Origin of the sequence: Micromonospora sp. NPDC049004 (assembly GCF_040649315.1) — a bacterium.
Lineage (GTDB): Bacteria > Actinomycetota > Actinomycetes > Mycobacteriales > Micromonosporaceae > Micromonospora.
Map to the genome: position 1 here is coordinate 213434 of NZ_JBEZFG010000010.1, position 25906 is coordinate 239339.

At 72.6% G+C, this 25906-nt stretch carries 22 protein-coding genes; 18 read left to right on the plus strand and 4 right to left on the minus strand.

Translation table 11 applies throughout. The features are described from left to right. Positions 1-101: 101 nt before the first annotated feature. Positions 102-617, minus strand: a complete 516-nt coding sequence (locus AB0B97_RS27435; protein ID WP_234583493.1) for a PaaI family thioesterase — start codon at positions 615-617, stop codon at positions 102-104. A gap of 55 nt (positions 618-672) precedes the next feature. Between AB0B97_RS27435 and AB0B97_RS27440 the strand changes: the two genes are divergently transcribed. Further along, the gene (locus AB0B97_RS27440) at positions 673-1149 is read left to right on the plus strand and encodes a helix-turn-helix domain-containing protein (RefSeq protein WP_357497650.1); all 477 of its coding nucleotides are present in this window, start codon (positions 673-675) and stop codon (positions 1147-1149) included. 392 nt (positions 1150-1541) lie between these two features. Beyond that, a complete protein-coding gene (locus AB0B97_RS27445; RefSeq protein ID WP_357497652.1) occupies positions 1542-2585 on the plus strand; it encodes a S1 family peptidase in 1044 nt (347 codons plus the stop codon). 89 nt (positions 2586-2674) lie between these two features. Here AB0B97_RS27445 and AB0B97_RS27450 read toward each other — a convergent pair whose 3' ends face one another. Next, complete coding sequence (locus tag AB0B97_RS27450) at positions 2675-3394, minus strand: DUF998 domain-containing protein (RefSeq protein ID WP_357497654.1); 720 nt, start codon at positions 3392-3394, stop codon at positions 2675-2677. Positions 3395-3579: 185 nt separating this feature from the next. On the opposite strand from AB0B97_RS27450, the gene aspS reads away from it, so the two are divergent. The 4 genes from aspS to AB0B97_RS27470 all read left to right on the plus strand — a co-directional run bounded on the left by aspS (position 3580) and on the right by AB0B97_RS27470 (position 8438). Continuing rightward, positions 3580-5385 (plus strand): aspartate--tRNA ligase, encoded by a 1806-nt coding sequence (gene aspS / locus AB0B97_RS27455; protein ID WP_357497656.1) that lies wholly within the window; start codon positions 3580-3582, stop codon positions 5383-5385. Between the two features lie 104 nt (positions 5386-5489). Then, positions 5490-6299 (plus strand): sugar nucleotide-binding protein, encoded by an 810-nt coding sequence (locus AB0B97_RS27460; RefSeq protein WP_357497658.1) that lies wholly within the window; start codon positions 5490-5492, stop codon positions 6297-6299. A gap of 64 nt (positions 6300-6363) precedes the next feature. After that, complete coding sequence (locus AB0B97_RS27465; RefSeq protein WP_357497660.1) at positions 6364-6981, plus strand: helix-turn-helix domain-containing protein; 618 nt, start codon at positions 6364-6366, stop codon at positions 6979-6981. A 173-nt stretch (positions 6982-7154) separates the two neighbouring features. After that, positions 7155-8438, plus strand: a complete 1284-nt coding sequence (locus AB0B97_RS27470; RefSeq protein WP_357497662.1) for an MFS transporter — start codon at positions 7155-7157, stop codon at positions 8436-8438. Positions 8439-8530: 92 nt separating this feature from the next. Here the strand turns inward: AB0B97_RS27470 and AB0B97_RS27475 are convergent, their stop codons facing one another. After that, positions 8531-9271 carry a GNAT family N-acetyltransferase gene (locus AB0B97_RS27475; protein ID WP_357497664.1) on the minus strand — a complete coding sequence of 247 codons (741 nt, stop codon included), beginning with the start codon at positions 9269-9271 and terminating at the stop codon, positions 8531-8533. A 140-nt stretch (positions 9272-9411) separates the two neighbouring features. Here AB0B97_RS27475 and AB0B97_RS27480 point away from each other — a divergent pair, with 140 nt between their 5' ends. The 8 genes from AB0B97_RS27480 to mltG all read left to right on the plus strand — a co-directional run bounded on the left by AB0B97_RS27480 (position 9412) and on the right by mltG (position 19636). Further along, on the plus strand, positions 9412-9624 hold the full coding sequence (locus AB0B97_RS27480) for a hypothetical protein (protein ID WP_007458297.1): 213 nt from the start codon (positions 9412-9414) through the stop codon (positions 9622-9624). Positions 9625-9699: 75 nt separating this feature from the next. After that, the gene (locus tag AB0B97_RS27485) at positions 9700-11283 is read left to right on the plus strand and encodes a replication-associated recombination protein A (protein WP_357497666.1); all 1584 of its coding nucleotides are present in this window, start codon (positions 9700-9702) and stop codon (positions 11281-11283) included. A 2306-nt stretch (positions 11284-13589) separates the two neighbouring features. Continuing rightward, complete coding sequence (locus tag AB0B97_RS27490; protein ID WP_234588149.1) at positions 13590-14282, plus strand: hypothetical protein; 693 nt, start codon at positions 13590-13592, stop codon at positions 14280-14282. A 148-nt stretch (positions 14283-14430) separates the two neighbouring features. After that, complete coding sequence (locus AB0B97_RS27495; RefSeq protein ID WP_357497668.1) at positions 14431-14895, plus strand: DUF948 domain-containing protein; 465 nt, start codon at positions 14431-14433, stop codon at positions 14893-14895. Positions 14896-14924: 29 nt separating this feature from the next. Continuing rightward, entirely contained in the window at positions 14925-15230 is a 306-nt protein-coding gene (locus AB0B97_RS27500; protein ID WP_357497670.1) for a hypothetical protein, read from the plus strand. After that, positions 15227-17905, plus strand: coding sequence for an alanine--tRNA ligase (gene alaS / locus AB0B97_RS27505; protein ID WP_357497672.1), 2679 nt, complete (start codon positions 15227-15229; stop codon positions 17903-17905). The genes AB0B97_RS27500 and alaS overlap by 4 nt, the downstream gene beginning before the upstream one ends. A 73-nt stretch (positions 17906-17978) precedes the next feature. Then, entirely contained in the window at positions 17979-18437 is a 459-nt protein-coding gene (gene ruvX, locus AB0B97_RS27510) for a Holliday junction resolvase RuvX (protein ID WP_234588107.1), read from the plus strand. Next, entirely contained in the window at positions 18437-19636 is a 1200-nt protein-coding gene (gene mltG / locus AB0B97_RS27515) for an endolytic transglycosylase MltG (protein WP_357497674.1), read from the plus strand. Before ruvX ends, mltG begins: the two co-directional genes overlap by 1 nt. An 88-nt stretch (positions 19637-19724) precedes the next feature. Here the strand turns inward: mltG and AB0B97_RS27520 are convergent, their stop codons facing one another. After that, on the minus strand, positions 19725-20216 hold the full coding sequence (locus AB0B97_RS27520; protein ID WP_234588109.1) for a peptidoglycan-binding domain-containing protein: 492 nt from the start codon (positions 20214-20216) through the stop codon (positions 19725-19727). A gap of 155 nt (positions 20217-20371) precedes the next feature. Here AB0B97_RS27520 and AB0B97_RS27525 point away from each other — a divergent pair, with 155 nt between their 5' ends. From AB0B97_RS27525 to AB0B97_RS27540, 4 genes are all read left to right on the plus strand, one after another. Next, positions 20372-21220, plus strand: coding sequence for a shikimate dehydrogenase (locus AB0B97_RS27525; protein ID WP_357497677.1), 849 nt, complete (start codon positions 20372-20374; stop codon positions 21218-21220). 98 nt (positions 21221-21318) lie between these two features. Continuing rightward, positions 21319-23022: a glycosyl hydrolase gene (locus AB0B97_RS27530; protein WP_357497679.1), complete on the plus strand. Its 1704-nt coding sequence runs from the start codon at positions 21319-21321 to the stop codon at positions 23020-23022. Between the two features lie 224 nt (positions 23023-23246). Then, entirely contained in the window at positions 23247-25184 is a 1938-nt protein-coding gene (locus AB0B97_RS27535; RefSeq protein ID WP_357497681.1) for a hypothetical protein, read from the plus strand. A gap of 95 nt (positions 25185-25279) precedes the next feature. Further along, positions 25280-25831 carry a DapH/DapD/GlmU-related protein gene (locus tag AB0B97_RS27540; RefSeq protein ID WP_357497683.1) on the plus strand — a complete coding sequence of 184 codons (552 nt, stop codon included), beginning with the start codon at positions 25280-25282 and terminating at the stop codon, positions 25829-25831. Positions 25832-25906 lie beyond the last annotated feature (75 nt).

Sequence of the window (25906 nt, forward strand, 5' to 3'; positions counted from 1 at the left end):
AACCCCCTGTTGATAATTATTTTTTTGCCGCCACCCGCGGGGGTGGCGGGCAATAACTTCATGATCAACCGCCGAGAGGCCGCCGGAGAGCCCGGGGGTCTTCAGGGGGTTGGGGGGAGGGGGAAGAGGAGGCAGGTGCTTGTGGCGTGGGCTATCAGGCGGGCGTTCGCGTCGGTGAGGCGGGCTTCGGCCAGGGCCGTGCGGCGACCGCGTTGCAGTACCGTGCCCTCGCAGCGCAGCGTGCCGCTGTCGACGGTGACCGGGCGCAGGAACTTCACGTTCAGGTCCAGCGAGGTGTAGCCGATCCCGGCGGGCAGTGTGGTGTGCACGGCGCAGGCGGCGGCGGTGTCCAGCAGGGTCGAGATGACGCCACCGTGGACGGTGCCCAGCGGGTTGTAGTGGAACTCCTGCGGGACCAGCTCGACGGCGACTCGACCCTCGTCGGCCTCCATCCGCGCCATGTCGATCAGGTGCATCACCGGGGGCGCGGCCAGCTCTCCGGCGATCATCGCGCGGAGCAGGTCGAGGCCGCTGCGCCGACCGACCTGCGCGGCGTTGGCCGCCGGGTCGGACCAGGTGAAGGTACGGCTGCGCGCCGGCTCCTGGGTCTGAGTCATGGACGCAGCGTGGCAGGACGTTGCTGAGTCTGTCAATGAGACCTAGCCTGGTCGGATGAGACCCGCGGCACTGGACTGGTCGGTGGAGAACTGCACCATCGCCCGCGCGATGGAGATCCTCGGCGAGCGGTGGACCATGGTGGTGCTGCGCGAGGTGTTCAGCGGCGTGCGGCGCTTCGACGACATGCGGGTCCGCACCGGTGTTCCGCGCCAGGTTCTCACCAACCGGCTGGCCGTGCTCGTCGAGCGGGGGGTGCTACGTCGTGAGCCGTACCGGGAGCCCGGCAGTCGGCTGCGCCACGAGTACCGGCTGACGGAGAAGGGTCTGGCCCTCTGGCCGGTGCTGGTCGCCGTGCTCGGGTGGGGTGACCGGTACCTGGCCGACGCCGAGGGCCCGCCGTTGAGCGTGGAGCACCGCGACTGCGGCGCCCCGGTACGCGTCGAGCTGCGCTGCGCCGAGGGGCACCCGCTGGATGATCCCCGCGACGTCCTGCCCCGCCCAGGTCCGGGCGCGCGCCGCCGTACCCCCTGACGCCGTCCGCTCGTCCGCGTCGCCGTCCGCTCGTCTGCCGTCCGCGTCGCCGCCGTACGCCGGCCCCCCGCCGTGCTGCCCGATCCCGTGGTGATGCCGGCGTCGGGGCGCGGCGGGGGTTGTGGCGGCAACGGCGTCGGTCGGCAAGTGATGTCCGAAACGGATCCGGCGGTCCTCAGGGGTGTGACGGCAGGTGCCCCCGAGCGTGTCCACGGTGTTGCGGAGGTGTGACCGGAGCGGGTCGACGAATTCGGGCGAAACCAGGTCTTGTCAATGATCTTAAGTATGTGAATACTTCAGTTCACTCGGCCGGTTTTCGCAGATCGGCCGGGTCGCCCTCGGGTCAGCCACCCCCGGCCGGACCCGTCTCCCCCGCCCAGGAGGTTTGTTACATGCGACCCACGAGGTCCTCATTCCGCGTTGCGGCGACTGTTGCCGTGAGCGGAACCCTGGTCGTCGGCTCGCTCATCGGCGCACCCGCCCAGGCCGCCCCCGCCGCCTCGCCCGACGCCGCCGCAGCCCTCTCCGCTCAGCTCGGCGACCGCTCCGCCGGCTCGTACATCGACGCCAGCGGCAAGACCGTCGTCACGGTGACCGACGCCGCCGCCGCCCGCACGGTCAGCAAGGCCGGAGCGAGCGTCCGGTACGTCACCCGCGGCGCCGCGGAGCTCAACCGGGCCACCGCCGAGCTGGAGCGCTCGGCGAAGATCCCGGGCACCGCCTGGTGGAGCGACCCGATCACCAACCAGGTGGTCGTCTCCGTCGACAGCACCGTCACCGGCGCCAAGCTGGAGCGGGTCAAGGCCGCTGCCGCGAAGGCCAACGGCGCGGTCCGCGTCGAGGCCGAGGCCGGCGTGCTCAGCACCCGGATCTCGGGTGGCCAGGCCATCTACACCGGCGGCTACCGCTGCTCGCTCGGCTTCAACGTGCGCAGCGGCAGCACCTACTACTTCCTGACCGCCGGGCACTGCACCAACCTCGGCACCAACTGGTACTCGAACTCCAGCCAGACCACCCTGCTGGGCACCCGTACCGGCACCAGCTTCCCGGGCAACGACTACGGCATCGTGCGGCACAGCAACTCCGCGAACGCCGCCGGCAACGTCTACCTCTACAACGGCAGCTACCGGGACATCACCGGCTCCGGCAACGCGTCGGTCGGCCAGTCGGTGCAGCGCTCGGGCAGCACCACCGGCCTGCGCAGCGGCACGGTGTCCGCGACCAACGCCACGGTGAACTACGCCGAGGGTTCGGTCTCCGGCCTGATCCGCACCAACGTCTGCGCCGAGGGTGGCGACAGTGGCGGCTCGCTCTTCTCCGGCGGCACCGCGCTCGGCCTGACCTCCGGCGGCAGCGGTAACTGCAGCAGTGGCGGGACGACCTACTTCCAGCCCGTCACCGAGGCCCTGAGCCGCTACGGCGTCAGCGTCTTCTGATCGATTCACCGCCCGCGGGTCGCCGGAATCCTCCGGCGGCCCGCGCCGCGCGTCCGGGGCCTGCCGTCCGCCCCGCCGCCCGCGCCGCCTCAGGCGAGGCGATCCGGTCCGTCCGTGGGGAACAGGGGATCCGGCGGTACGACACCTGTCGCCGCCACGGCGGGCCCGAGCGGCGTGGCGCCGTCGCCGGCCCAGGCGAGGTGTGCCCGTCGGGCGGAGAGGACCGCCAGCAGCGGCCAGAGTGACACGCCCACGGCTGTCACCCGTTCGGCCAGGCCGGTCCGGGATCCGCTGGTCACCTCGAACGCGAACCAGCCGAAGAGGGCGAGCAGCACGATCGTGGCGCTCAGCGCCACGCCCCGCCGAAACGCCCAGGGCGGCTGCGGGGCGCCCGGATGTGCCGCGTCCGGACCACGCGGCAACCGCAGCGCCGACCCGGCCGGCCAGAGCGCCAACGCCAGGACGGCGATGGTGGCCGCGATGCCGTGGCTGAGCGATCCGCCGACCGCCGGCCGGGGAAAGGCGACAAGCGCGATGGTGGCCACGCCGCCGACGGCGAGCAGGAAGCGGCTGGGCAGCCCGGCCGCGTGCAGCACGACGGCGATCGCCAGGTAGCAGCAGCCCAGCAGCAGCAGCGCAGTGATCATGATCCACGAGTCGGTGGCGTCGTGCCCCGCCAGCTCGCTGATGGTGTCGCGGACCGGGTCGTACCCGGCCGGCTGCCGGGCGCCCGCGACCGTCCACCCGCCCACCAGCAGCACCGGCGCGGCCACCGCCGTGGCGACGCCCCAGTTTGGTACGGCGCGCATTCGGCCACGTTAACCGGCGCGACGGCCCGGCGAGCCGGGTTCGCCAGGCTGCCCACCGGCGAAGCGCGCGGCCCGCCGCCTGCTCACCTGCGAATCGTGCCGGCCTGCCGGGTGCCCCCGAGCGGGGCCGGCCACCCCTGACAGAATGCGGGTGAGGACTGTTCCACGATGAGGAGTTGCCAGCCGTGATCCGTACCCACAATGCCGGAAGCCTGCGCGCCGCGGACGCCGGCTCGACGGTGACGCTCGCCGGGTGGGTGGCCCGCCGGCGTGACCACGGCGGCGTCATCTTCGTCGACCTGCGCGACGGCTCCGGCGTGGTCCAGGTGGTGTTCCGCGAGGAGGACGCGCACGCGCTGCGCAACGAGTTCTGCGTGAAGGTCACCGGCGAGGTGACCCGCCGGCCGGCCGGCAACGAGAACCCGGAGCTGCCCACCGGCGAGGTCGAGGTGACGGCCGTCGAGCTGGAGGTGCTCTCCGAGGCCGCGCCGCTCCCGCTCCCGGTGGACGACCAGGTCGAGGCCGGTGACGACCTCCGCCTGCGGTACCGCTACCTGGACCTGCGCCGCAGCGGCCCGGCGAACGCGCTGCGGCTGCGCTCGCGCGCGAGCCACCTCGCCCGGGGCGTGCTGCACGAGCGGGACTTCCTGGAGATCGAGACGCCGACGCTGACCCGATCGACCCCCGAGGGCGCCCGCGACTTCCTGGTGCCCGTGCGGCTCCAGCCCGGCAGCTGGTACGCGTTGCCGCAGTCCCCGCAGCTGTTCAAGCAGCTGCTGATGGTCGGCGGCATGGAGCGGTATTACCAGATCGCCCGCTGCTACCGCGACGAGGACTTCCGCGCCGACCGGCAGCCCGAGTTCACCCAGCTCGACATCGAGATGTCGTTCGTCACCGAGGACGACGTGATCGACCTCGGCGAGGCGATCGTCTCGGCGCTGTGGAAGGACCTGGCCGGGCACGAGATCAACCGGCCGATCCCGCGGATCACGTGGCACGACGCGATGGCCCGGTACGGCTCGGACAAGCCGGACCTGCGCTACGGCGTGGAGCTGACCGAGCTGACCGACTACCTGCGCGGCACCGAGTTCCGGGTGTTCGCCGGCGCGATCGACGCGGGCGGCTACGTGGGCGCGGTCGTGATGCCCGGTGGCGCGGCGCAGAGCCGCAAGGAGCTGGACGGCTGGCAGGACTGGGCCAAGGCGCGCGGCGCGCGGGGTCTGGCGTACGTGGTGCTGGACGCCGAGACCGGCGAGGCGCGCGGCCCGGTGGCCAAGAACCTGTCCGCCGAGCACCTGGGCGGGCTCGCCGACGCGGTCGGCGCCAAGCCGGGCGACGCGGTCTTCTTCGCGGCCGGCACGAACGCCCGCGAGGCGCAGGAGCTGCTGGGCGCTGCCCGGGTCGAGATCGCCAAGCGGGCCGGCCTGATCGACGAGAGCGCCTGGGCGTTCTGCTGGGTGGTCGACGCGCCGATGTTCGAGAAGACCGACGAGGGTGGCTGGACGGCCGTGCATCACCCGTTCACCTCGCCGAACGCGGAGTGGGTGGACCGGTTCGAGGAGGCGCCGGACCGCGCCCTGGCGTACGCGTACGACATCGTCTGCAACGGCAACGAGATCGGCGGCGGCTCGATCCGTATCCACCGGGGCGACGTGCAGAAGCGGGTCTTCGACCTGCTCGGCATCACGCCGGAGGAGGCGCAGGACAAGTTCGGCTTCCTGCTGGAGGCGTTCAAGTACGGCGCACCGCCGCACGGCGGCATCGCGTTCGGCTGGGACCGGGTCTGCATGCTGCTGGCCGGCGCGGACTCGATCCGCGAGGTCATCGCGTTCCCGAAGACCCGGGGCGGTTTCGACCCGCTGACCGGTGCGCCGACGCCGATCACCGCCCAGCAGCGCACCGAGGCCGGCATCGACGCCAAGCCCAAGCCCGCGGCCACCCCGCACGCCGGCACGGCCGGCCCGGCAGCCCCGGTGGCCGACCCGGTCTGACCGCACCCCCCACTGCCCTTGCTTGGTTGATCAAGAGGTTTGCGTCATCATCGCCCCGCGAGATGACGCAAACCTCTTGATCATCGGTGGGGGAGTGGGCTGGGATGCGGGTGCTTGTTGTCGGGGGTAGCGGGTTTCTGGGCCGGGAGGTCTGTCGGCGGGCCGTCGGCGCCGGGTTCTCGGTCGTGGGGACGTACCACTGCGGGTCCGTCGGGGTGTCCGGCGTTGTCGGGCGGCGGCTGGACGTGACCGACCGCGCCGCCGTGCGCACGCTGGTCGCCGAGGTGCGGCCGGACACTGTGGTCGCGACCCCCTATCGGTACGACGACTGGGCGGTCACCGCCGACGGGGCCGCGTACGTGGCCCTCGCCGCCGCCGAGGTGGGGGCGCGGCTGGTGCACCTGTCCAGCGACGCGCTGCACGGCGGCCGTCCCACGCCGTACGCCGACGACGACCCGCCCAGCCCGGTCAACGCGTACGGGGCCGCGAAGGCGGCGGCGGAGACCGCCGTACGGGCGATCGACCCCGGTGCGGCTCTGGTGCGTACCTCGCTGATCCTGGGAGAGGGCAGCAAGCAGATCGAGCTCTGCCGCGAGGCGCTGGCCGGTCGGGCCGTCCTGTTCACCGATGAGTTCCGCTGCCCGATCGACGTCGGCGACCTGGCCGACGCCGTGCTGGAGCTGGCCTCTTCGTCGTACGCCGGGCTGCTCAACGTGGCCGGTCCGGACGCGGTCAGCCGGGCCGAGCTGGGTCTGCTGGTCGCCGAGCGGTTCGGTCTGGACGCGACGGGCCTGAAGACCACCACGGCCACCGCAGCCGGCGTGGTCCGCCCCAGCGACGTACGCCTCGACTCCTCCCGCGCCGCAGGTCTGCTCCGGACGCGACTGCGCGGGGTGCGGGAACTCCTGGCCTGACCTCATGCACACTTTCTATGCACAACCCTTGTGCATAGAAAGTGTGCAGAGATAGTGTGCAGTCATGGCGAATGACGAAGCGACCCCGCGGCCCGCCCCGCGCGAGGTGCGGATCGACAAGCGGCAGGTCCGGGTGCTCGCGCACCCGCTGCGGATGCGGCTGGTCGGCGCCCTGCGGGTGAACGGGCCCGCCACCGCCACCACGCTCGCCGAGCTGCTCGGCACCAACACCGGCGCGACCAGCTACCACCTGCGCCAACTCGCCGAGGTCGGGCTGGTCATCGAGGATCCCGACCGGGGCAGCGGACGCCAGCGCTGGTGGCAGGCCGCGCACGACGTCACGAGCTGGGAGCCGAGCGACTTCGACGACGACCCCGACGCCCGTGCCGCGATCGAGTGGATCCAGGGCAACCAGGTGCGCCTCCTCGTCGAGCACGCCGAGCGCTGGTTCGCCACCCAGCACGAGTGGTCCCCCGCCTGGCGGGACGCCTTCGGCATGGGCGACGTGTTCATGACCATCCCGCCGGACCGGCTGGAGGCCCTCAAGACGGAAGTGTGGGAGGTGCTGGAGCGGTACCACCGGGAGGCCGAGCCGGTCGACGTGGCCGAGCCCGCCGACCCGCAGGCCCGTCCGGTGCAGGTCTTCCTGGCCGCCTACCCGCTGCTGGACGGTCCCCGATGAGCGCGAGGAGTGAGCCGGGGTTGCGAGCCCCGCAGTCGCGAATGGAGGTGGCGTCGTGAGCGCGAGGAGTGAGCCGGGGTTGCGAGCCCCGCAGTCGCGAATGGAGGTGGCGTCGTGAGCGCGAGGAGTGAGCCGGGGTTGCGAGCCCCGCAGTCGCGAATGGAGGTGGCGTCGTGAGCGCGCTGACCGTACGCCAGGTCCGGCGTCGTTACCTCACCCTCTACGGTCTGCGCTGGCTGCCCACGGGGTTGATGATCCCGGTGATGATCCTGCTGATGCAGGAGCGCGGCCTTTCGCTGCCGCAGATCGGCCTGGTCGGCACCGCGCAGGGGCTGCTGGTGCTCGCGCTGGAGCTGCCCACCGGTGGGTTCGCCGACGCCCTCGGCCGCCGACCCGTCCTGCTCGCCGCCGGAGCGCTCAACCTCGCCTCGCTGGCGCTGTTCGCGGTGGCCGACTCGTTCGCGCTGTTCTTCCTGGTCTGGGCATTGCAGGGCGTCTACCGGGCCCTGGACAGCGGCCCGCTGGAATCCTGGTACGTCGACGCCACCCTGGCCGCCGACCCGCAGGCCGAGTACGAGAAGGGCCTCGGGTACGCCGGCACCGTGATCGGCGGGGCCATCGCGGGCGGTGCGCTGCTCAGCGGCGGCCTGGTCGCGCTCGGGCCGCTCGGGCCGGTCAGCGCGCTCACCGTGCCGGTGCTGGTCGCGATCGTCGCCCAGGCGGTCGCGCTGGTCGCGCTGCTGGTCCTGCTGGTCGAGGAGCGGCCGGCCACCGGGTTCGCGGCGGTGCGGGCGTCGGTGGTGCAGGCGCCCCGGATGGTCGGTCAGGCCATCGGTCTGCTGCGCCGTTCCCGGGTGCTGCTGGCCCTGGTGGCGGTGGAGCTGTTCTGGGGCTTCGGCATGGTCACCTTCGAGTCGCTGCTGCCGGTCCGCCTCGCCGAGGTGGTCGGCGACCCGGAACGCGCCGCCGCGCTGCTCGGGCCGGCCAGCTCGGCCGCCTGGCTCGCCAGCGCGGCCGGCGCGGCACTGACCCCGCTGCTGCTGCGCTGGTTCGGGGCGGCTCCGGGCGCGGCCCTGCTGCGCATCCTGCAGGGCGTCACGGTGGTCGGGATGGGGCTGTTCGCGGGGCCGGTCGGAGTGCTGGTGGCCTACCTGGCCTGCTACGCCGTGCACGGCGCGTCGAACCCGCTGCACAGTGGTCTGTTGCACCGCCAGGTCGACGGCCCGTACCGGACCAGCGTGCTCTCGCTGAACTCGATGATGGGGCAGCCGTCCGCAGCCCTCGGCGGGGTGGTCCTGACCGCGATCGCCGCCAGCGTCAGCGTCAGCGCCGCGATGGTGGTCGGCGCGGTGGTGCTGGCCGTCGCCGCGCCGCTCTACCTGCCCGCCTGGCTGGCCGGCCGTCGACCCGCTCCCGCCAGCGAGCCGACAGTGGCCCCGGTCCCCGCCGATCGGTAGCGAAGGGCGCTCACCGGCGCCCGGCGCCGAGGCCGCTCACCGACGCCCGGTGGCACGGCCGCTCACCGACGCCCCGGTGTCGGTGTGCGGCCTCAGCCGAGGCGGATCGCGGTGAGGGACAGGGCGTCGGTGAAGCCGAGCCGGCGGTACAGCCGCACCGCCTGGACGTTGTGCGGGTAGACGCCGAGCCCGACCGTGTCGTGCCGGGCCAGCAACGCCCGGGTCATGCCGGCGGTCAGCGCCGCGCCCAGCCCCCGGCCCCGCTGGTCGGGGGCGACGGTCAGGCCGGCCAGGAACCCGACGTCGCCCCGGCTGCGGTCCGCGCCGCACGCCACCAGGCGGCCGCCGTCCCGGATGCCGTACCAGTCGAGCACCCGGGGGTCGTCCGGGCGCGTGGTGGTGGTCGGGAACGCCTCGTCGACCAGCGCCGCGAGCGCCGGGCGGTCGGCGTCGGTGAGTCGTACGACCCGCTGCTCGTCCGGCTGCGCCGGCGGCGTCACGGTGGTCCAGTGGAACTCCCAGTCGACGAACTCGTCCACCGCCAGCCGGCCCGCCACCACGGCGGGGTCGAGCCGGGGCAGGTGCATCCGGTGCTCCGGCCGCAGCACCCCGTCGGCGACCAGCGCGGCGCAGATCTCCAGCACCGGCTCGACGGGGCCGATGGCGTCGGCGCCCAGCCCGCGCTCGGGCGGCAGCAACCACAGCACGGCGCCGTCGCGCCGGAAGCCGTGCGCCGGCACACCCGGCGAGAGCGAGTGCCGGACGAACGGGTGGTCACCGGCGGCGGCCAGGATGGCGGCTCGGTCGTGGATCGCCTGGTCGTCGATGATCATGACGTCAGCCTAGGAGCCGCCGTACCGGCGGCCGCGCCGGGTCCGCCAGCCCGCGTGCTGATCCACGGTGGAGATTGACGAGTCGACCGATTGGGTACATCACGCGCCGACCTACTGGGAACCCCCACCGGAGGACCGACATGCTCGCCATTCTCGCGGCCATCGTCTTTGGCTTCGCTCTGCTTCTCGACCTGCTCAACACCGACTTCGGCGCCCCCGACCTGTTCAACTGGAACACCCTCGTGCTCATCGGCCTGCTCCTGCTCTCGCTCTACCTGGCCGGCGTCGGCAGCGGCCCGCGCGGCGGTGGCGGCGGTCGCTGGTACCGGGGCCGTCGCCCCGGCCGTGGCTGACCGAGACCGATCAGCGGTGACCCGGCCCGCAGCGCGATTCCGGCGTTGCGGGTCGGGCCCGGTACTGTCTTCGTGATGGAGTCCGACGCTCTCTTCTCCCTCGGTGCGCCCACCGGGCCGCGCAGCGCGCCCGAGGGCCCCGCCGGTGTCGACGGCTTCACTCCGGTAGCGGACGATTCGCCCCTGCCCGTCCGCATGCGGCCCGCGAGCCTGGACGAGCTGATCGGGCAGGACCACCTGCTCGCTCCCGGCGCACCGCTGCGGCAACTGGTCTCCGGCGGCGCCGCGATGTCGGTCATCCTCTGGGGACCGCCCGGCAGCGGCAAGACCACCATCGCGCACCTGGTGGCCGCCGCCACCGACCGCCGGTTCGTCGCCATGTCGGCCCTCTCGGCCGGTGTCAAGGACGTCCGGGCGGTGATCGAGACGGCCCGTCGCCAGCGCCGTTCGGGCGGCCCGCAGACGGTGCTGTTCATCGACGAGGTGCACCGGTTCAGCAAGACCCAGCAGGATTCGCTGCTCGCCGCCGTCGAGGACCGTACTGTCACGTTGCTCGCGGCGACCACCGAGAACCCGTACTTCTCGGTCATCTCACCCCTGCTGTCGCGGTGCGTGCTGCTCACCCTGCAACCGCTCGACGACGACGCCGTACGCGGCCTGCTGCGCCGCGCGGTCACCGACGAGCGCGGCCTGGGCGGCGCCCTCACCCTGACCACCGACGCCGAGGACCACCTGGTCCGGCTCGCCGCCGGTGACGTCCGCAAGGCGCTTACCGCGCTGGAGGCCGCGGCGGCCTCGGCCACGGCGCTCGGCGCCGGGCGCATCGACCTCGCCACCGCCGAGCAGGCGGTCGACGTGGCGGCGGTGCGCTACGACCGCGACGGCGACGCCCACTACGACGTGGTCAGCGCGTTCATCAAGAGCATGCGCGGCTCGGACGTGGACGCCGCCGTGCACTGGCTGGCCCGGATGCTGGTGGCGGGGGAGGACGCCCGGTTCATCGCCCGACGGCTGGTCATCTTCGCCAGCGAGGACGTGGGCATGGCCGACCCCACAGCGCTGAGCGTGGCCACCGCCGCCGCGCACGCCGTGGAGTACGTCGGCCTGCCCGAGGCGCAGCTCAACCTGGCGCAGGCGGTGATCCACCTGGCCACCGCACCGAAGTCGAACTCGGCCACCACAGCGATCGGCGCGGCCATCGCCGACGTACGGGCCGGCCGGGGCGGTTCGGTGCCCCGCGGGCTGCGGGACGCGCACTACGCCGGCGCCCGAGGGCTGGGCCACGGCACCGGTTACCGCTACCCGCACGACGACCAGCGCGGCGTGGTCACCCAGCAGTACGTCCCGGACGACCTGGTGGGCGTCGACTACTACCAGCCCAGCCCGCACGGGGCGGAACGGTCGGTGTCGACACGGCTGCCGGTGCTGCGCCGGATCGTCCGCGGGCTGCCGCCCCCGCCCGCCCGCCCCGAAACCCCGACCGCCTCCTCGCCCGCGACAGCGGGCCCGTCGGTGGCGGCCCCGACCGCGGGGTCGGCGGTAACACCGCAGCCCGCCCCGGCGCTTGTCGGTCGGAACGGCCAACCGGCCGCGGAAGCGGGCGGTCCCCGCACGAAGCAGGACAGCGGCACGGACGCCGCAGGAGAGGGTCAACAGTGAGATCGCGTGGTGCGGACCGCCCCGACGAGGGCCCGGACGAGCGGCGTGATCCCCGCGCGAAGGGCCGCCGCTGGGGTCGAGGCCGAGCCGAGGCCGAGCCGGAGGAGCCGGTGGCCGGCGAGGAGTTCGGCTGGATCGACGACCTGCGCTCGGCCAAGCAGCAACGCGGCGAGCTGGGCCCGGACGGGGCACCCGCCGAGCCCGGGCCGCCGCGCACGGGCGCGTCGCCGCCGCCGGACGCGCCGCCCGGCCCACGCCGTCCAGACGCGGAGGCCGCCGGAACGCGCCGCCCCGTGGACGGCCCCTGGCCGGGCGAGGCGCCCCCGCCGGGTCGCCTCATGGACGCCCGCCCGCCCGCCGAGCGCGAGCATCCCGGCCGCCCACCCGCCGACCGCTCCCGGCCCGCCGTGCCGGCCGCGGGCCAGCCGGCGGCGCGTGGCGCCCAGCCGGTTCCCGGCACCGGCCCCCGCGCCGCCGCGCCACCCCTCGCGCCGCAGTCGACTCGCCCGGCCGGCGGTGACGCGGCGAGCCCTCCGGGGCCCCGCCCGACCACCGGCGCTCCGGTCCGACCGCGTCCGACAGTGGGACCGTCCGGCCCGCCCGCAGGGCCGGCGGCTGCGGGCCCTGCGGCCGGCCACCGCCCGGATGCCGTCGCCCCGACCGGGCGGGCGGAAGCGATGCCGCCGCTGCGCCGGCAGGACGCCGTGCCGCCGGGCCGCCGACCCGGGCCCGACCCGACCGATGGCGGCCGGCCGCTGACCGGTGACGGTCTGGCCGGCGGCCGACGTACGACCGGCCCCGTTCCCGATCCGGCGCGACCCACCGGGCCACCCGCCGCGCCCGGCCCCGCCCGGTTCGACGGGCCACCCACCGCGCCCGGCCCCGCCCGTTTCGACGCGCCGCCGCCCGGCGTCGCGCCGCAGGTCGCGGACGGGCTGCGAGCCGACCCCGCGATCGACAACGACCCGCGGACGGCCCGGCGTCGTCCCGGCCCGGTCGACCCGGGAGCGCCGGAGCCCTCCGGCCAGGCCCGCCCGGCCGGGGGCGGTCGCCGCCGTGCCGCCGAGCCGGACGCGCCGGTGGTGCCCCGATCGGGCAATGCCCCACCGATGCCGGAGGCGTCCACCGGACCCATCAGCGCCGGGCCCATCAGCGCCGGGTCCGCCAGCGCCGGGCCGGCCAGCGCCGGGTCCGCCAGCGTCACGTCCACCGACGGCACCGGCCGCCGTCGAGCGGTCCCCGACGACCAGGGCCGACGCGCGCCGACCGGCGGTGAGCCGCGGGCGGACCGCCCGGACCGTCCGGAGCGCCCGGCCGACTGGCTGCGTCAGGCTGGCCGGCTGCCGCACACCGACCCCGGCCTGCCGGTGGTCAACCGCCGCGGTGGCGATGCGCAGGCCCCGAGCGCCAACCGGCCCGTCGGCCACCGCACCGCCCCGCCGCCCGCCGGTGATCTGACCGATCGCTCCGGTGGCCCACTCGCCGTGCCCGATCCCGCCGCGGAACGCGCCGCCGGCCGTCGTCCCGTCGGGCCACCGGCCGACCCGGGCGCGGACGCTCCCACCGGTCGCCGGGCCGTCCGGCCCGGTGGGTCGGAGCCCACCGGAGAGCAGCCGAGCGGTCCCGTGCCCCATCCGCCGGTCGCCGGTGAGCGGCCCGTCGGTCGTCGAGCCGGTGCCGGGTCCGCCGCGGATCCGATCAACCGACGCCGCCGCCCGCCGGCGGAGTCCGGCCCCGACGGATCCACCGGTCGTCCGGGACCGGCCGACGACCCGTATGCCGGCCCCGCCGACGGCGGGCGACAGGCGCCGGTGCGGGGCGCCCGCTCCGCCCCGCCCGGGGGCCGGGCCCGACTCGCGCCCGGCGAGGCGCCGGTCTCCGGCGCCGGTCGCCGTGGTCCCGACGGTCCGCCCCGTCCCGGCGCAGGCACGCCCGAGCGGGGTGCCGCTCGCCCCGACGGCCCGGCTCGCGCGGCAGTCCCGCCGGGCGCCGGTCCGGACGGTCCGGCTCGCGCCGCCGTCCGCCCACCGGGCGTCGGGCAGCCGCCTGTCGGCGACGACCGGGCCGGCTCCGAGCACGCCGGCCCCGGATCACCCGTGGCCGCGCGTGCTGCCGCCCCGCGACCTGCGGACCGTGCCGCGGGTCGTGCCCTGCCGCCGCCCCGCGAGGCTGGCCGGCCCGAGCCCAGCGGTGTCGCCCCCGTGCCACCGGGCGGCCGGCCCGGCGAGCCCGCCGGTGTGGCCCGCGCCGCCGTCGTGGTGCCCGCCGCGACGGCGCCGGTCGCCGAACCGACCGACGGGCCCGCGCTGCGCGCGGCCGGTCAGGACGCGTCCGACGACGACGCCCCGGGTGCCCGTTCCGAGGTACGCCGGCAGTCACGCGAACGACGCCGGCTGCGGGTGGCCGTCCTGGCGCTGGTCAGCGTCGTGCTGCTCGGCGCGGTACCGCTCTTCTTCGGCGTCCGGACGCTGAGCCGGGACCCGGTCTTCGACAACCTGGACCAGCTCGGCGTGCCCGCGTGGGCCGCGACGAAGACTGTCGACGACGTCAGCGGCAGCCGCTGGTGTCTGCTCGACTGCCGGCTGCGCGAGCGCACCGTCACCTCGCAGAAGTCGCCGGAGGAGACGGCGAAGGTCTACGAGGCCGCGCTGCGCGAGGACGGCTGGCAGCCGTGGAAGGTCAGTCGCTGCCCGGAGCAGGAGACGAAGGGCAGCTACACGTGCTGGCGTCAGGACGAGTTGACCCTCGACCTGTGGGTACGGGCGCCGGCCTGCGTACCGCCACCGGTCGACGGGGAGCCGGCGATCGTGCCGTCTCCGGAGCCGTCGGCCGCTGCGGGAGACTGCGCCGGCTCGTTGGTGTCGGTGAAGGTGCGCAACGCGATCGACGACGAGCGGACCAGGCCGCAGCCCAGCACCGATCCGTCACTGACCGGAGAGGATCCGTTCCCGACGGTCAGCGGGGATCCGCTGAGCGACGTGACACCCTCACCGTCCTGAGCCGCGCTCCATCACGGACGGTAGGGTCTGGGGCTGGCGGGCCCGCCCGTGCCCGGCGACCGGTGACGGCTCGGTGGGTCCGGTGGGCACCAGGTTGTGCGTTCCGGGGACGTCGGGTCCGGCGGAAATCTGCTTGAGGAGGAGACGCGTGGGCGACTTTGGAGAGGTCGCGGCGCTGATCGCGGCGTGCGCGTTCGCGGTGCTGGTGCTCATCCTGACGCTGCCGATCCTGCGGCTGCGGCACACGGTGGACGCCACCACGCGAATGATCAACGACCTCAACGATCGGACGGCGCCGCTGCTCGACGACGTGAACACCACGGTGAAGAACGTCAACGTCGCCCTGGAGCAGGTGCAGACGTCGCTCGACGGCGTGAACCTGCAGCTGGCGAAGGTCGACACGATGACCAGCCACGCCCAGAACGTCACCGCCAACGTCGCGAACCTGGCCACCGTGGTCTCCGCCGCGGCCGCGAACCCGCTGGTCAAGGTGGCCGCGTTCGGCTACGGCGTGCGCAAGGCGGCCGCCGGCCGTCGGCACGCCGAGACCGAGCGTGAGGTGCGCGACACCATCAAGCAGCAGCGGCGGGCCGCCCGGCGCGGCAACCGCTGACCGGCCGGGCCAGCAGGAGGTAGCAAGACATGAGGCGGTTGTTCTGGCTCGGCATCGGTGTGGCCGTCGGCGTGATCGTGGTCCGCAAGGCGACCCGGACCGCGCAGGCGTACACCCCGGCCGGCATCGCCAGCACGTTGTCGGAATCCGCTGGCGGCCTGGTGGAATCGCTGCGTAGCTTCGTGGAGGACGTCCGGGTCGGGATGGCCGAGCGCGAGCAGGAGATCCACCAGGCGTTCGCCCAGGGCGAGGCGTTCGACGACCAGTTCGCCGAGCTGCGGGAAGACCCGCGGATCGGCGATCGAGACATTTTTCCGGAGGAACACCAGCGATGAAGACGGCGGAGATCAAGCGGCGGTACCTCGCGCACTTCGAGGCGAACGGCCACGCCGTGGTGCCGTCCGCTCCGCTGCCCGCCATCAGCGACCCGAACCTGCTGTTCGTCAACGCGGGCATGGTGCAGTTCGTGCCCTACTTCCTGGGCCAGCAGACCCCGCCGTACCGGCGGGCGGTGAGCGTGCAGAAGTGCATCCGTACCCCGGACATCGACGAGGTCGGCAAGACCAGCCGGCACGGCACGTTCTTCCAGATGAACGGCAACTTCTCCTTCGGCGACTACTTCAAGGCGGGCGCGATCCCGCTGGCGTGGGAGCTGTCCACGAAGCCGATCGCCGAGGGTGGTTACGGGCTGGATCCGGAGCGGATCTGGCCGACGATCTACCTCGACGACGACGAGGCGTACGAGATCTGGCGCTCGGTGGGTGTGCCGCCCGAGCGGATCGTCCGCCGGGGCAAGGCGGACAACTTCTGGTCGATGGGCATTCCCGGGCCGTGCGGTCCGTCGTCGGAGCTGTTCTACGACCGGGGCCCGGAGTACGGCCGTGAGGGCGGCCCGGCGGTCGACGAGGACCGGTACATGGAGTACTGGAACCTCGTGTTCATGCAGTTCGAGCGCGGTCCGGGCACCACCAAGGAGGACTACCCGATCCTGGGTGACCTGCCGGCGCAGAACATCGACACCGGCATGGGCCTGGAGCGGATGGCGTCGATCCTGCAGGGCGTCGACAACCTCTACGAGATCGACGAGGTCCGGCCGATCCTCGCCCGTGCGGCCGAGCTGACCGGCAAGCGCTACGGCGCGCACTCCGGGCACGTGGCCAGCGAGTCGCACCCGGACGACGTCCGGCTGCGCGTGGTCGCCGACCACGTACGGACCGCGCTGATGCTGATCGGCGACGGCGTGACCCCGAGCAACGAGGGCCGCGGCTACGTGCTGCGCCGGATCATGCGCCGGGCGATCCGGTCGATCCGACTGCTCGGGTGGCAGGACCGGGCGCTGCCCGAGCTGCTGCCGGTCGCGCGGGACTGCATGGCGCCGTCGTACCCGGAGCTGGCGACCGACTTCGACCGGATCGCGCAGTACGCGTACGCCGAGGAGGAAGCCTTCCTGTCGACGCTGCGTGCCGGGACGACGATCCTGGACACGGCGATCGCCGAGACCCGCACGGCGGGCGGCACGGCGCTGTCCGGCGCGAAGGCGTTCCAGCTGCACGACACGTACGGCTTCCCGATCGACCTGACCCTGGAGATCGCTGCCGAGCAGGGCCTCAGTGTCGACGACGAGGGCTTCCGGCGGCTGATGGCCGACCAGCGGACCCGGGCGAAGGCGGACGCGCAGGCCCGCAAGACGGGGCACACCGACGTGTCGGCGTACCGGTCGGTGCTCGACGCCGGTGGCCCGGTGACGTTCACCGGCTACAGCGAGGTGGCCCGCGAGTCGCGGGTGCGCGCGCTGCTGGGCGCCGACGGTCCGCGCCAGGCGGCGACCGAGGGTGAGACCGTCGAGTTGGTGCTGGACACGACCCCGTTCTACGCCGAGGGCGGTGGCCAGCAGCCCGACCACGGCGTCATCACGGTCGGCGACGGTCAGGTCGAGGTGCTCGACGTGCAGCAGCCGGTGCCCGGCCTGATCGTGCACCGGGCCCGGGTCATCCGGGGTGAGGTGCACCCGGGCGACACCGGCTACGCCGAGATCGACACCACCCGTCGGCGGGCGATCTCCCGGTCGCACACGGCCACCCACCTCGTGCACCAGACCATGCGCAACTTCCTCGGCGAGTCGGCCACCCAGGCGGGTTCGCTGAACGCGCCGGGCCGGCTGCGGTTCGACTTCAACACCCCGACGGGTGTGTCGCCGACAGTTCTGCGGGACGTGGAGCAGCAGGTCAACGAGGTGCTCCTGGCCGACCTTGAGGTGCACGCCTTCATCACCTCGCTGGACGAGGCGCGGCGGATCGGCGCGATGGCGCTGTTCGGCGAGAAGTACGGCGAGGAGGTGCGGGTCGTCGAGGTCGGCGACTACGCCCGCGAGCTGTGCGGCGGCACGCACGTGGCCCGCTCGGCCCAGCTCGGCCTCGTGAAGATCCTCTCCGAGTCGTCGATCGGTTCCGGTGTCCGCCGGGTCGAGGCGCTGGTGGGCATGGACGCCTTCGGCTTCCTGGCCAGGGAGCACCTGCTGGTCTCCCGGCTGGCCGAGCTGTACCGGGTGCCGAACGACCAGGTCGCGGACCGGGTGGAGCAGACGGTCACCCAGCTGCGGGACGCGGAGAAGGAGCTGGAGAAGCTGCGCGCCCAGCTGGTGCTGGGCGGGGCGGGGGCGCTCGCCGCGCAGGCCAAGGATGTGCGCGGGGTGGCGTACGTGGGCACCGAGGCGCCGGAGGGCGCGGCCGGTAACGACGTACGGACCCTGGCGCAGGAGATTCGCGGCAAGATCGATCCGGCACGGCCGGCGGTGGTCGCGGTGGCGGCCCGCGCGAACGGCAAGGCGTCGCTCGTGGTGGCGGTCAACGCGGCCGCCCGCAGTCGGGGCCTGGCCGCCTCTGACCTGGTGAAGGCGGCGTTCTCCGGGCGCGGCGGGGGCAGCCCCGACCTGGCCCAGGGTGGCGGCCTGCCGGCGGCCGAGGCGCCGAACCTGCTGCTCACCGTCGAGAAGGCGATCACCGAGGCGTGAGAGACGGTCATCGTCGACCAGGGCGGACCGATCGGTCCGCCCTGGTTCGTCGACAGGCGAAGGGTGACCGTCGGTGAGCGGCTTCACACGGGGCGTTCGCATCGGCGTGGACGTCGGTCAGGTGCGCGTGGGGGTGTCCCGGTCGGATCCGGACGGGGTGCTGGCGACGCCGCTGGTCACTCTCGCCCGCGATCTCACCGCCGCTCCGGACGCGGTGCCGAGCGACATTGCCCAGCTCGCGGCGCTGGTGGCCGAACATGAAGCGGTAGGCGTCGTCGTCGGCCTTCCGGTCAATCTGGCCGGCAGACACGGCCCCGCGGCGGTCGGAGTGAAGGCGTACGCTGACCGACTGGTCGATGTGATAGCGCCCGTACCGGTAACGCTTACCGACGAGAGGATGTCGACCGTGGTCGCTTCTCGTAGGCTTGCCGAACGTGGCGTCCGAGGTAAACGTCAACGTGCGGTTGTCGACCAGGCGGCCGCGGTGGAGATCCTGCAGAGCTGGCTGGACGCGCAGCGGAGGCGGACGTAATGATCGACGATCTGGATCTTGGGTTTGACGAGCCGGAGCGGGGTGAGAAGGGCCGGCACCGGCGCGGCTTCGTCCGTAAACGCAATGGCGGCTCCAGCTCCGGGGGGCGCGGCAAGACATTCCTCGCGCTGCTGATGGCCCTGCTCCTGTTGGGCGGCATCGGTGGCGGCGCGTTCTACGGGTTCGACCGGATCCAGAACTACTTCGTCACACCCGACTACGACGGCGCCGGGTCCGGCGAGATCACCGTCGAGATCAAGAACGGCGCGCTGATCGCCGACATGGCCGACGCCCTGGTGGCCGCCGATGTGGTGAAGAGCCAGAAGGCGTTCATCGAGGCCGCCGAGGCCAACTCGCGCAGCAAGAACATCCAGCCGGGCACGTACAAGCTGCGCAAGCAGATGAGCGGCGCGAGCGCCGTGACGGCGATGCTCGACCTGAAGAACAAGATCGTCAACGGGCTGACCATCCCCGAGGGCCGCACCAGCAAGAACATCTACAAGCTGCTCTCCGAGAAGACCAAGATCCCGGTCAAGGAGTTCGAGGCCGCCGCGAAGGACCCGGAGGCGCTCGGCGTTCCGGACTGGTGGTTCAAGCGCGACGACGGCAAGAAGGTCGTCAAGTCCGTCGAGGGCTTCCTCTACCCGGACACGTACGAGATCCCGCCGAAGGCCACCGCCGAGAGCATCCTCAAGCTCATGGTGGACAACTTCCTCTCGGTGACCGGCGAGATGAAGTTCGCCGACCGGGTGCAGAAGGAGCGCAAGGTCAGCCCGTACGAGGCGCTGATCGTGGCGTCACTCGCGCAGGCCGAGGCCGGTAACAAGGACGACCTCGGCAAGGTCGCCCGGGTGGCCTACAACCGGGCGTACGGCGAGTTCCCGTGCAACTGCCTGGAGATGGACGTCACGGTGAACTACTACCTGGAGTCGATCGGCAAGCCGACGAAGTCGTCCAAGCAGATGACGGCTGCCGAGTTGGACGACCCGAAGAACCCGTACAACCGCAAGCTGCCCGGCATGATCCCCACCCCGATCAACAACCCGGGCAAGCAGGCCCTGGAAGGGGCGATGGACACGCCGGTGGGTAAGTGGCTCTATTTCGTGGCGATCGACAAGCAGGGCCACTCGGCCTTCGCCGAGACGTATCCCGAGCACCAGCGCAACGAGGCCAAGGCCCGCGAGGCCGGCATCATCTGACGATTTCCCGACCGCGAAAAGGCTCCCTTCCCGATGCGGGGAAGGGAGCCTTTTCGTCAGCCCGGAAACACCATTTACGGTGCCGTTGTCAGTGGCTGGTGCCGGTCCACGAACCGGTGCGCGGGTTGAGGAACGTCCACACCCCGTTGCTGTTCTGCTTGCGCAGCGCGAACGTGCGGTTGTATCCGTAGTAGAAGTACCCGGTCTGGGTGCTGGTGTCGTAGCCGGTGTTGCGGTTGACCGCACCGTACGCCTTGCCCCAGGTCTGCGGGCCGACCGACCCGTCGACGCCGATGTTCATCACGTCCTGCCAGGTCCTGGTCTTGGCGGCGGTGTTGGAGCCGTACTCGCCGTCGATGAAGCTGGTGCCGACGGTGCCGCTGAGGTCGTCGGCCCAGATGATGGCCTGCCAGAGCCGCACGATGTTGCCGGCGCGCACACACGAGCTGGACGCGCACAGTTCGTGGTTGTCCGACCAGCTGCCGGCCGCGCTGTCCGCACGCGCGGGTGCGGCGGCCAGCAACGACATGCTGAAGGCCGCGGCAATCGCGATGAGGACGCGCAGAATCCGTTTGTTCATTGTTCCCCCCCTGTTTCCGATCGATCGTCCTGCGCCGAATGCTTTCACCGACGTCGATGGAACGTCAAGCGAACATCGTGGGCGCGGTCGGCGGCGGGTGGTGCGGTGATCGGTGCGGTGGGTAGGGTCGAGGCGACGTGTACGGGGGGCGGGACATGACGCGGACCGTGGTGGCCCGTCGGGCGGCGGTGCTCGGCAAGCCCATCGCGCACTCCCTCTCGCCGGTGATCCACACCGCCGGCTACGCCGCCGCCGGGCTGACCGGGTGGTCGTACACCCGAATCGAGTGCGCGGCCGCGGAGCTGCCGGCCCTGGTCGCCGACCTGGGCCCGGAGTGGGCCGGGTTGTCGGTGACCATGCCGGGCAAGGAGGCGGCGCTCGCCGTGGCCGACGCCGCGTCGCCGGTTGCCGTCGCCGTCGGCGCGGCCAATACGTTGGTACGCCGTCCGGACGGCTCCTGGTACGCGGACAACACCGACGTCGGCGGCATGGTCGAGGTGCTCACCGAGGCCGGGGTGCTGCCCGGCGCGGCCCTGACCGTCGTCGGCGCGGGGGGAACGGCCCGCGCCGCGCTGGCCGCCGCCGCGCGACTGGCGTGCTCGTCGGTGACGGTGGTGGCCCGCCGGCCCGAGGCGGTCGACGAGCTGCGCCCGGTGGCCGACGCCCTCGACGTGGCGCTGACGGCTGGCGCCTGGGCCGACGCGCCCCGGCACCTGGCCGTCGCCGACGTGGTCGTCTCCACGGTGCCCAAGGGTGTCGCCGACCCGCTCGCAGACGTGGTGACGTGGCGGCCGGGTGCTGTGTGTTTCGACGCGCTGTACGACCCGTGGCCGACACCGCTGGCCGCGTCCGCGCGTGCGGCAGGTCTGCGCGTGGTGTCCGGACTGGACCTGCTGCTGGCGCAGGCGGTCGGCCAGTTCGAGCAGTTCACCGGCGTTGCCGCGCCGGTCGGGGCGATGCGGGAGGCGCTGGCGGCGGCCCGCCGGAGCGCCTTTCTTAGCTGACGGTTAAGACGCGCTTACGGGAAACTGTCCTGCCCACGACATGCCCTGGTCGTCGATACGCTGCTCTCGGTTATCGCAGCAGACACAGGGAGTTCTCCTTGACCAGGCATGGACTGCACCGCATCACCCGGCTCCGCAACGGCCCCCGGCGCAAGGCGATCGCCGTCGGCGTGGTCGGCGGTGCGGTGGTGGCCGGCATCGTGGCGACAATGATGCCGCTGCTGGCCAGCGACGACCTGTCGATCCGCGCGGTGGCGGACACCACCGCGACGATGGTGTCGCAGGACGGCGACAACGCCACCAAGGGAACCCTCGCGACGTGTCCGGCGCGCTGCGACGGCAACCCGCGCGGCGGCCGGGAGGCGGTCGTCGAGTTCGCGGTGACCACTCTCCCCGCCGCCGCCGTCAACGTCCGGGCGACGCTGCGCATGCACGCCTGGCAGCAGTTCGCCGCCACGGTGACCGCGCACGCCTCATCGGTGAGCGCCCGCGAGGCGCGACCGGTCCCGGTGCAGGTGGGGACCGCGTTGGACACCGTGACCGGTGTGGCCAAGGGCATCAACGAGTGGGACGTCTCCAAGCTGGTCACCGGAAACGGCACCTGGACGGTGTCGCTCGCCCAGACCGGTCTGGAGACCCGTGTCTACTGGGCGTCGGTCGAGAACCGCAATCCCGATCTGCGTCCCAGCCTGGTGATCAGCTACGACCTCGGCAGCGGGCCGACGTCGGCGCCGACCACCAAGCCGGCGCCGCCCTCGCCGACCGTCGCGCCGACCACCGCCGCGCCCCGGCCCACGCCGACTGTCGCGCCGACCCGTACGCCGACCCCGACGCAGAGCCCCACCCTCCCGTCCGGCAAGTGCGGCCAGGTGTCCGACACGCTCGTGCCCTCCTGCGGCGCCTGGTGGGGGATGTACTCACCCGCTAACGCGGGCAGCGGCTGGGACCACGGCAAGGCGATCACCGACGTCGAGGCGCAGGTCGGGCGCAAGTTCGACATCGTGCACCGCTACCACGACTTCTCCAACGCCGGCAGCAACGGCGCCTTCCCCGACGCGTACGAGGCCCAGCAGATGCGCGAGGGCCGGCTGATGTTCTTCGCGTGGGAGTCCCGCGACTTCTCCGCCGGCACCACGCTGAAGTGGTCCGACATCTACGGTGGCCGGCAGGACGCCACGATCGACGCGGTCGCCGGTCGCATCCGCGACGCCAAGGTGCCGGTGTTCATGGGCTTCGACCACGAGCCGGAGGACGAGCCGGGCAAGGGCAGCGACGCCGACTTCGTCCGGGCCTGGAAGTACGTGTACGAGCGGTTCGCCAAGGCCGGCGCGGACAACGCCGTCTGGGTCTGGACGATGATGGGCTGGTCGGGGCACTACTCCCGGTACGCCGGCCTCTACCCCGGTGACCGGTACGTCGACTGGGTGGCCTACGACCCGTACAACTTCCACGTCTGCAACGGCAGCACCGTGTGGAAGAGCCCGAGCACCACTGTGGACGGCTTCTACCGCTGGCTCGACGAGAACGGCATCGGGGCCGGCAAGCCGCGGATGCTCGCCGAGTTCGGCACGAACTTCGACGCCAAGGACCCGGGTGCCAAGCAGCGCTGGTTCCAGGAGTTCCCGGCGGCCCTGAAGGCGCACCCGAAGATCAAGGCCGCCATCTACTTCAACTCGCCGGGCATGACCACCCGCACGGCGACCTGTGACATGACGATGAACCACGACGCCTCCGCGGTGGCCGGCTTCACCCAGGCCGGCAAGGACGCGTACCTGCGGCAGCCCACCGGAGGCAGCCGCTGACGAGATGACGACACCGTGACGACACGCGCCGTTCATCGAGGAGCAGCCATCTGATCCTCCGGCGTTCTGTCGGCTAGCAGATTCATGCACCGCCCAATCGGCGGATGCGCCTACCAGGCTGGGCGAGGCACGCTACCTCGGGTTCTCATCCATCTTGGAGGCGCAGCGTGCCCAAACTCTCGCACTCGTGGCGTTTGTCAGTACGACGTCGTACTCGGGCGGGGGTGGTCGCTCTGGCGGTCGTCGCCGCGGTGCTCAGCGTGCCCTCGGTGTCCTCGGCGGCAGTGGTACCGGTGCCCGAAACCGCGACCCTGGTGTCCGCGAATCCCAGCGACTCGACCCCGCACGCCCGTGACGGCGAGACCCGCGCCTTCGCGCAGGTCGGCAACACCGTCTTCGTCGGCGGCAGCTTCACGCAGCTCCGACAGACCGCCAGCTCCGCGTGGGTCACGCAGCGCTACCTCTTCGCGTACGACCGCACCAGCGGCACCATGTCCACGACCTTCCTGCCGGTGCTCGACGGCGCGGTCAACACGTTGCTCGCCGGCCCCGGCGGCACGTTGATCGTCGGCGGCGCCTTCAAGACCGTCAACGGCGTCTCCCGCAAGAACCTGGTCGCGCTGAACCCCGCGACCGGCGCGATCGTCGACAGCTGGGTCGGGCGCTCCGACGGCGGCGCCGTCCGCGACCTGGTCCTGTCGGGCAACTGGCTCTACGTGGCCGGCGCGTTCAACTGGCTCAACGGCACCGCGCACGCCGGCCTCGCCCGGCTCAACGCGACGACCGGCGCGATCGACCCGACGTTCGCCGTCGACGCCACCGTCGGACGCAACGGCACCTCGTCGTACGTGTGGACGATCGACGTCACGCCGGACGGCCACACCCTGGTGCTGGGCGGCAACTTCACGCTCGTCAACGACCTGCCGCGCAACCAGATCGCGCTCGTCGACCTCACCAGCACGCCGACGGTGCTGGACTGGAGCACCGAGAAGTACGTGTCGCCGTGCGCGTCCCCGGCCACGTTCGTGCACTACGTGCAGGACGTGAAGTTCGGTGAGGACGGCAGCTGGTTCGTGGTCGGCTCCAACGGCGGCGGTGGCTGGCCGACCGCCTACTGCGACGCCCTGGCCCGTTTCGAGACCCCCGCCCGGGGCGCCGGCCAGCTCGCCACCTGGCTCGACTTCACCGGCAACGACACCATCACCTCGGTCGAGGTGGCCGACAACGTCATCTACCTCGGCGGTCACTTCCGGTGGCTGAACAACCCGAACGCCAGCGACACCGCAGGCAACGGCGCCATCGACCGGCTCGGCATCGGCGCGGTCACCCCGGCCACCGGCCTTCCGGTCAACTGGAACCCGCGCCGCAGCGGCAGCGCCTCGATGCCCGCCGGCACCACCGCCTGGGGCTCCGCCGTGCCGGTGCTCTGGCGCGGCTCGGACGGCCTCTACTTCGGGCACAACTCGGACGGGATGGGTGAGGAGTACCACGGGCGGCTCGGCATGTTCCCGCTCGCCGGCGGGCGTACGTTCACCGCGAAGAACCCGCCGTCGGCGACCACCGGCAACCTCTACCTGGGCACCGCACCCGGCGCCGTGACCAAGGTGCCGTTCGACGGCGCCGCGCTGGGCGCCTCGACAGCGGTCAGCCAGCCCGCCTACACCGCGGCCGGCGCGACCTGGCGGGTCGACGACCGGATCTACTGGGCGCACACCGTCGCGGGTACGCCCACCGGCAGCCGGATCGACGTCTCGCTGTTCAACGGCGGCGCGATCGGGTCGCCGTGGGAGGCGTCCGGCTACAACGACTGGTACAACCCGGCGTTGCTGACCGGGGCGTTCTATCTCGACGGTCGGCTCTACTACACCCGCACCGGCACCAACAACCTCTACTACCGCTACTTCGAGATCGACGGCAACTACCTTGGCGCCACCGAGTTCGCGCTGCCCACCACGGGTGTCACCTGGTCGAGTGTGCGCGGCATGGCCTGGGTCGGCGGTCGAATCGTCTACGGTGCGACCGACGGCGCGCTGCGCAGCGTGCCGTTCGATCCGACGGCCGCGCCGACCGCCGTGGTCAACGGCGCCACGGCGACAGTCATCGCCGCAGCGACGCCCGAGTTGTCCTGGTCTACCCCCTCGATGTTCTTCTCCGTGCAGTAAGGGTCAACCGTTTGTAACTGAACATCGGTAGATTGTTCGTGTTGGGTCGGCGGCGGGAGCACCGTCGCCGGCCCCACGATGTGGGGGAGGGGTCGTTGGTCGGCGCCGCTGGCATCCGCGCGAAACGCGCCGTGCACCTGGTCTTCGCGCTCAAACGCGTGTGGTACAGGCTGCGCTACCGACGGCTCACGCTCGGCCGGGACGTGGAGATCCGAGGTCGGATCCGGCTGCGCCGGGGCGTACGGGTCAGCATCGGCGACCGGAGCCGACTCAACAAACTGGTCCGCTTCGCCGGCCCCGGCGAGGTGCGCATCGGCGCCGACTGCCTGCTCAACGCCACCTGGATCGGCACCTGGACGTCGGTGACGGTGGGAGACAGGTGCCTTCTGTCCGACTGCGAACTCCTCGACAACGACTTTCACAACCTGCCGCCCGGGCAGCGGCACGCCCCGCCCGGCCCGGCCACGCGGGCCCCGATCGTCCTCGAGGAGAACGTGTGGGTCGGCGCGCACGCCCTGGTCCTCAAGGGAGTCCGCGTCGGCCGGGACAGCGTCGTGGGCGCGGCGACGGTGGTGCGCGCGGACGTGCCACCGGGCGTCGTCGTCGTCGGCAATCCTCAACAGACGGTGAAGAAGTTCCATGACTGACACGACACCCGCCCCCTGGCCGCCGGACGGCCCGTCCGCCGGCACCGCCCGTGCCGTCACGCTCACCGACCTGCT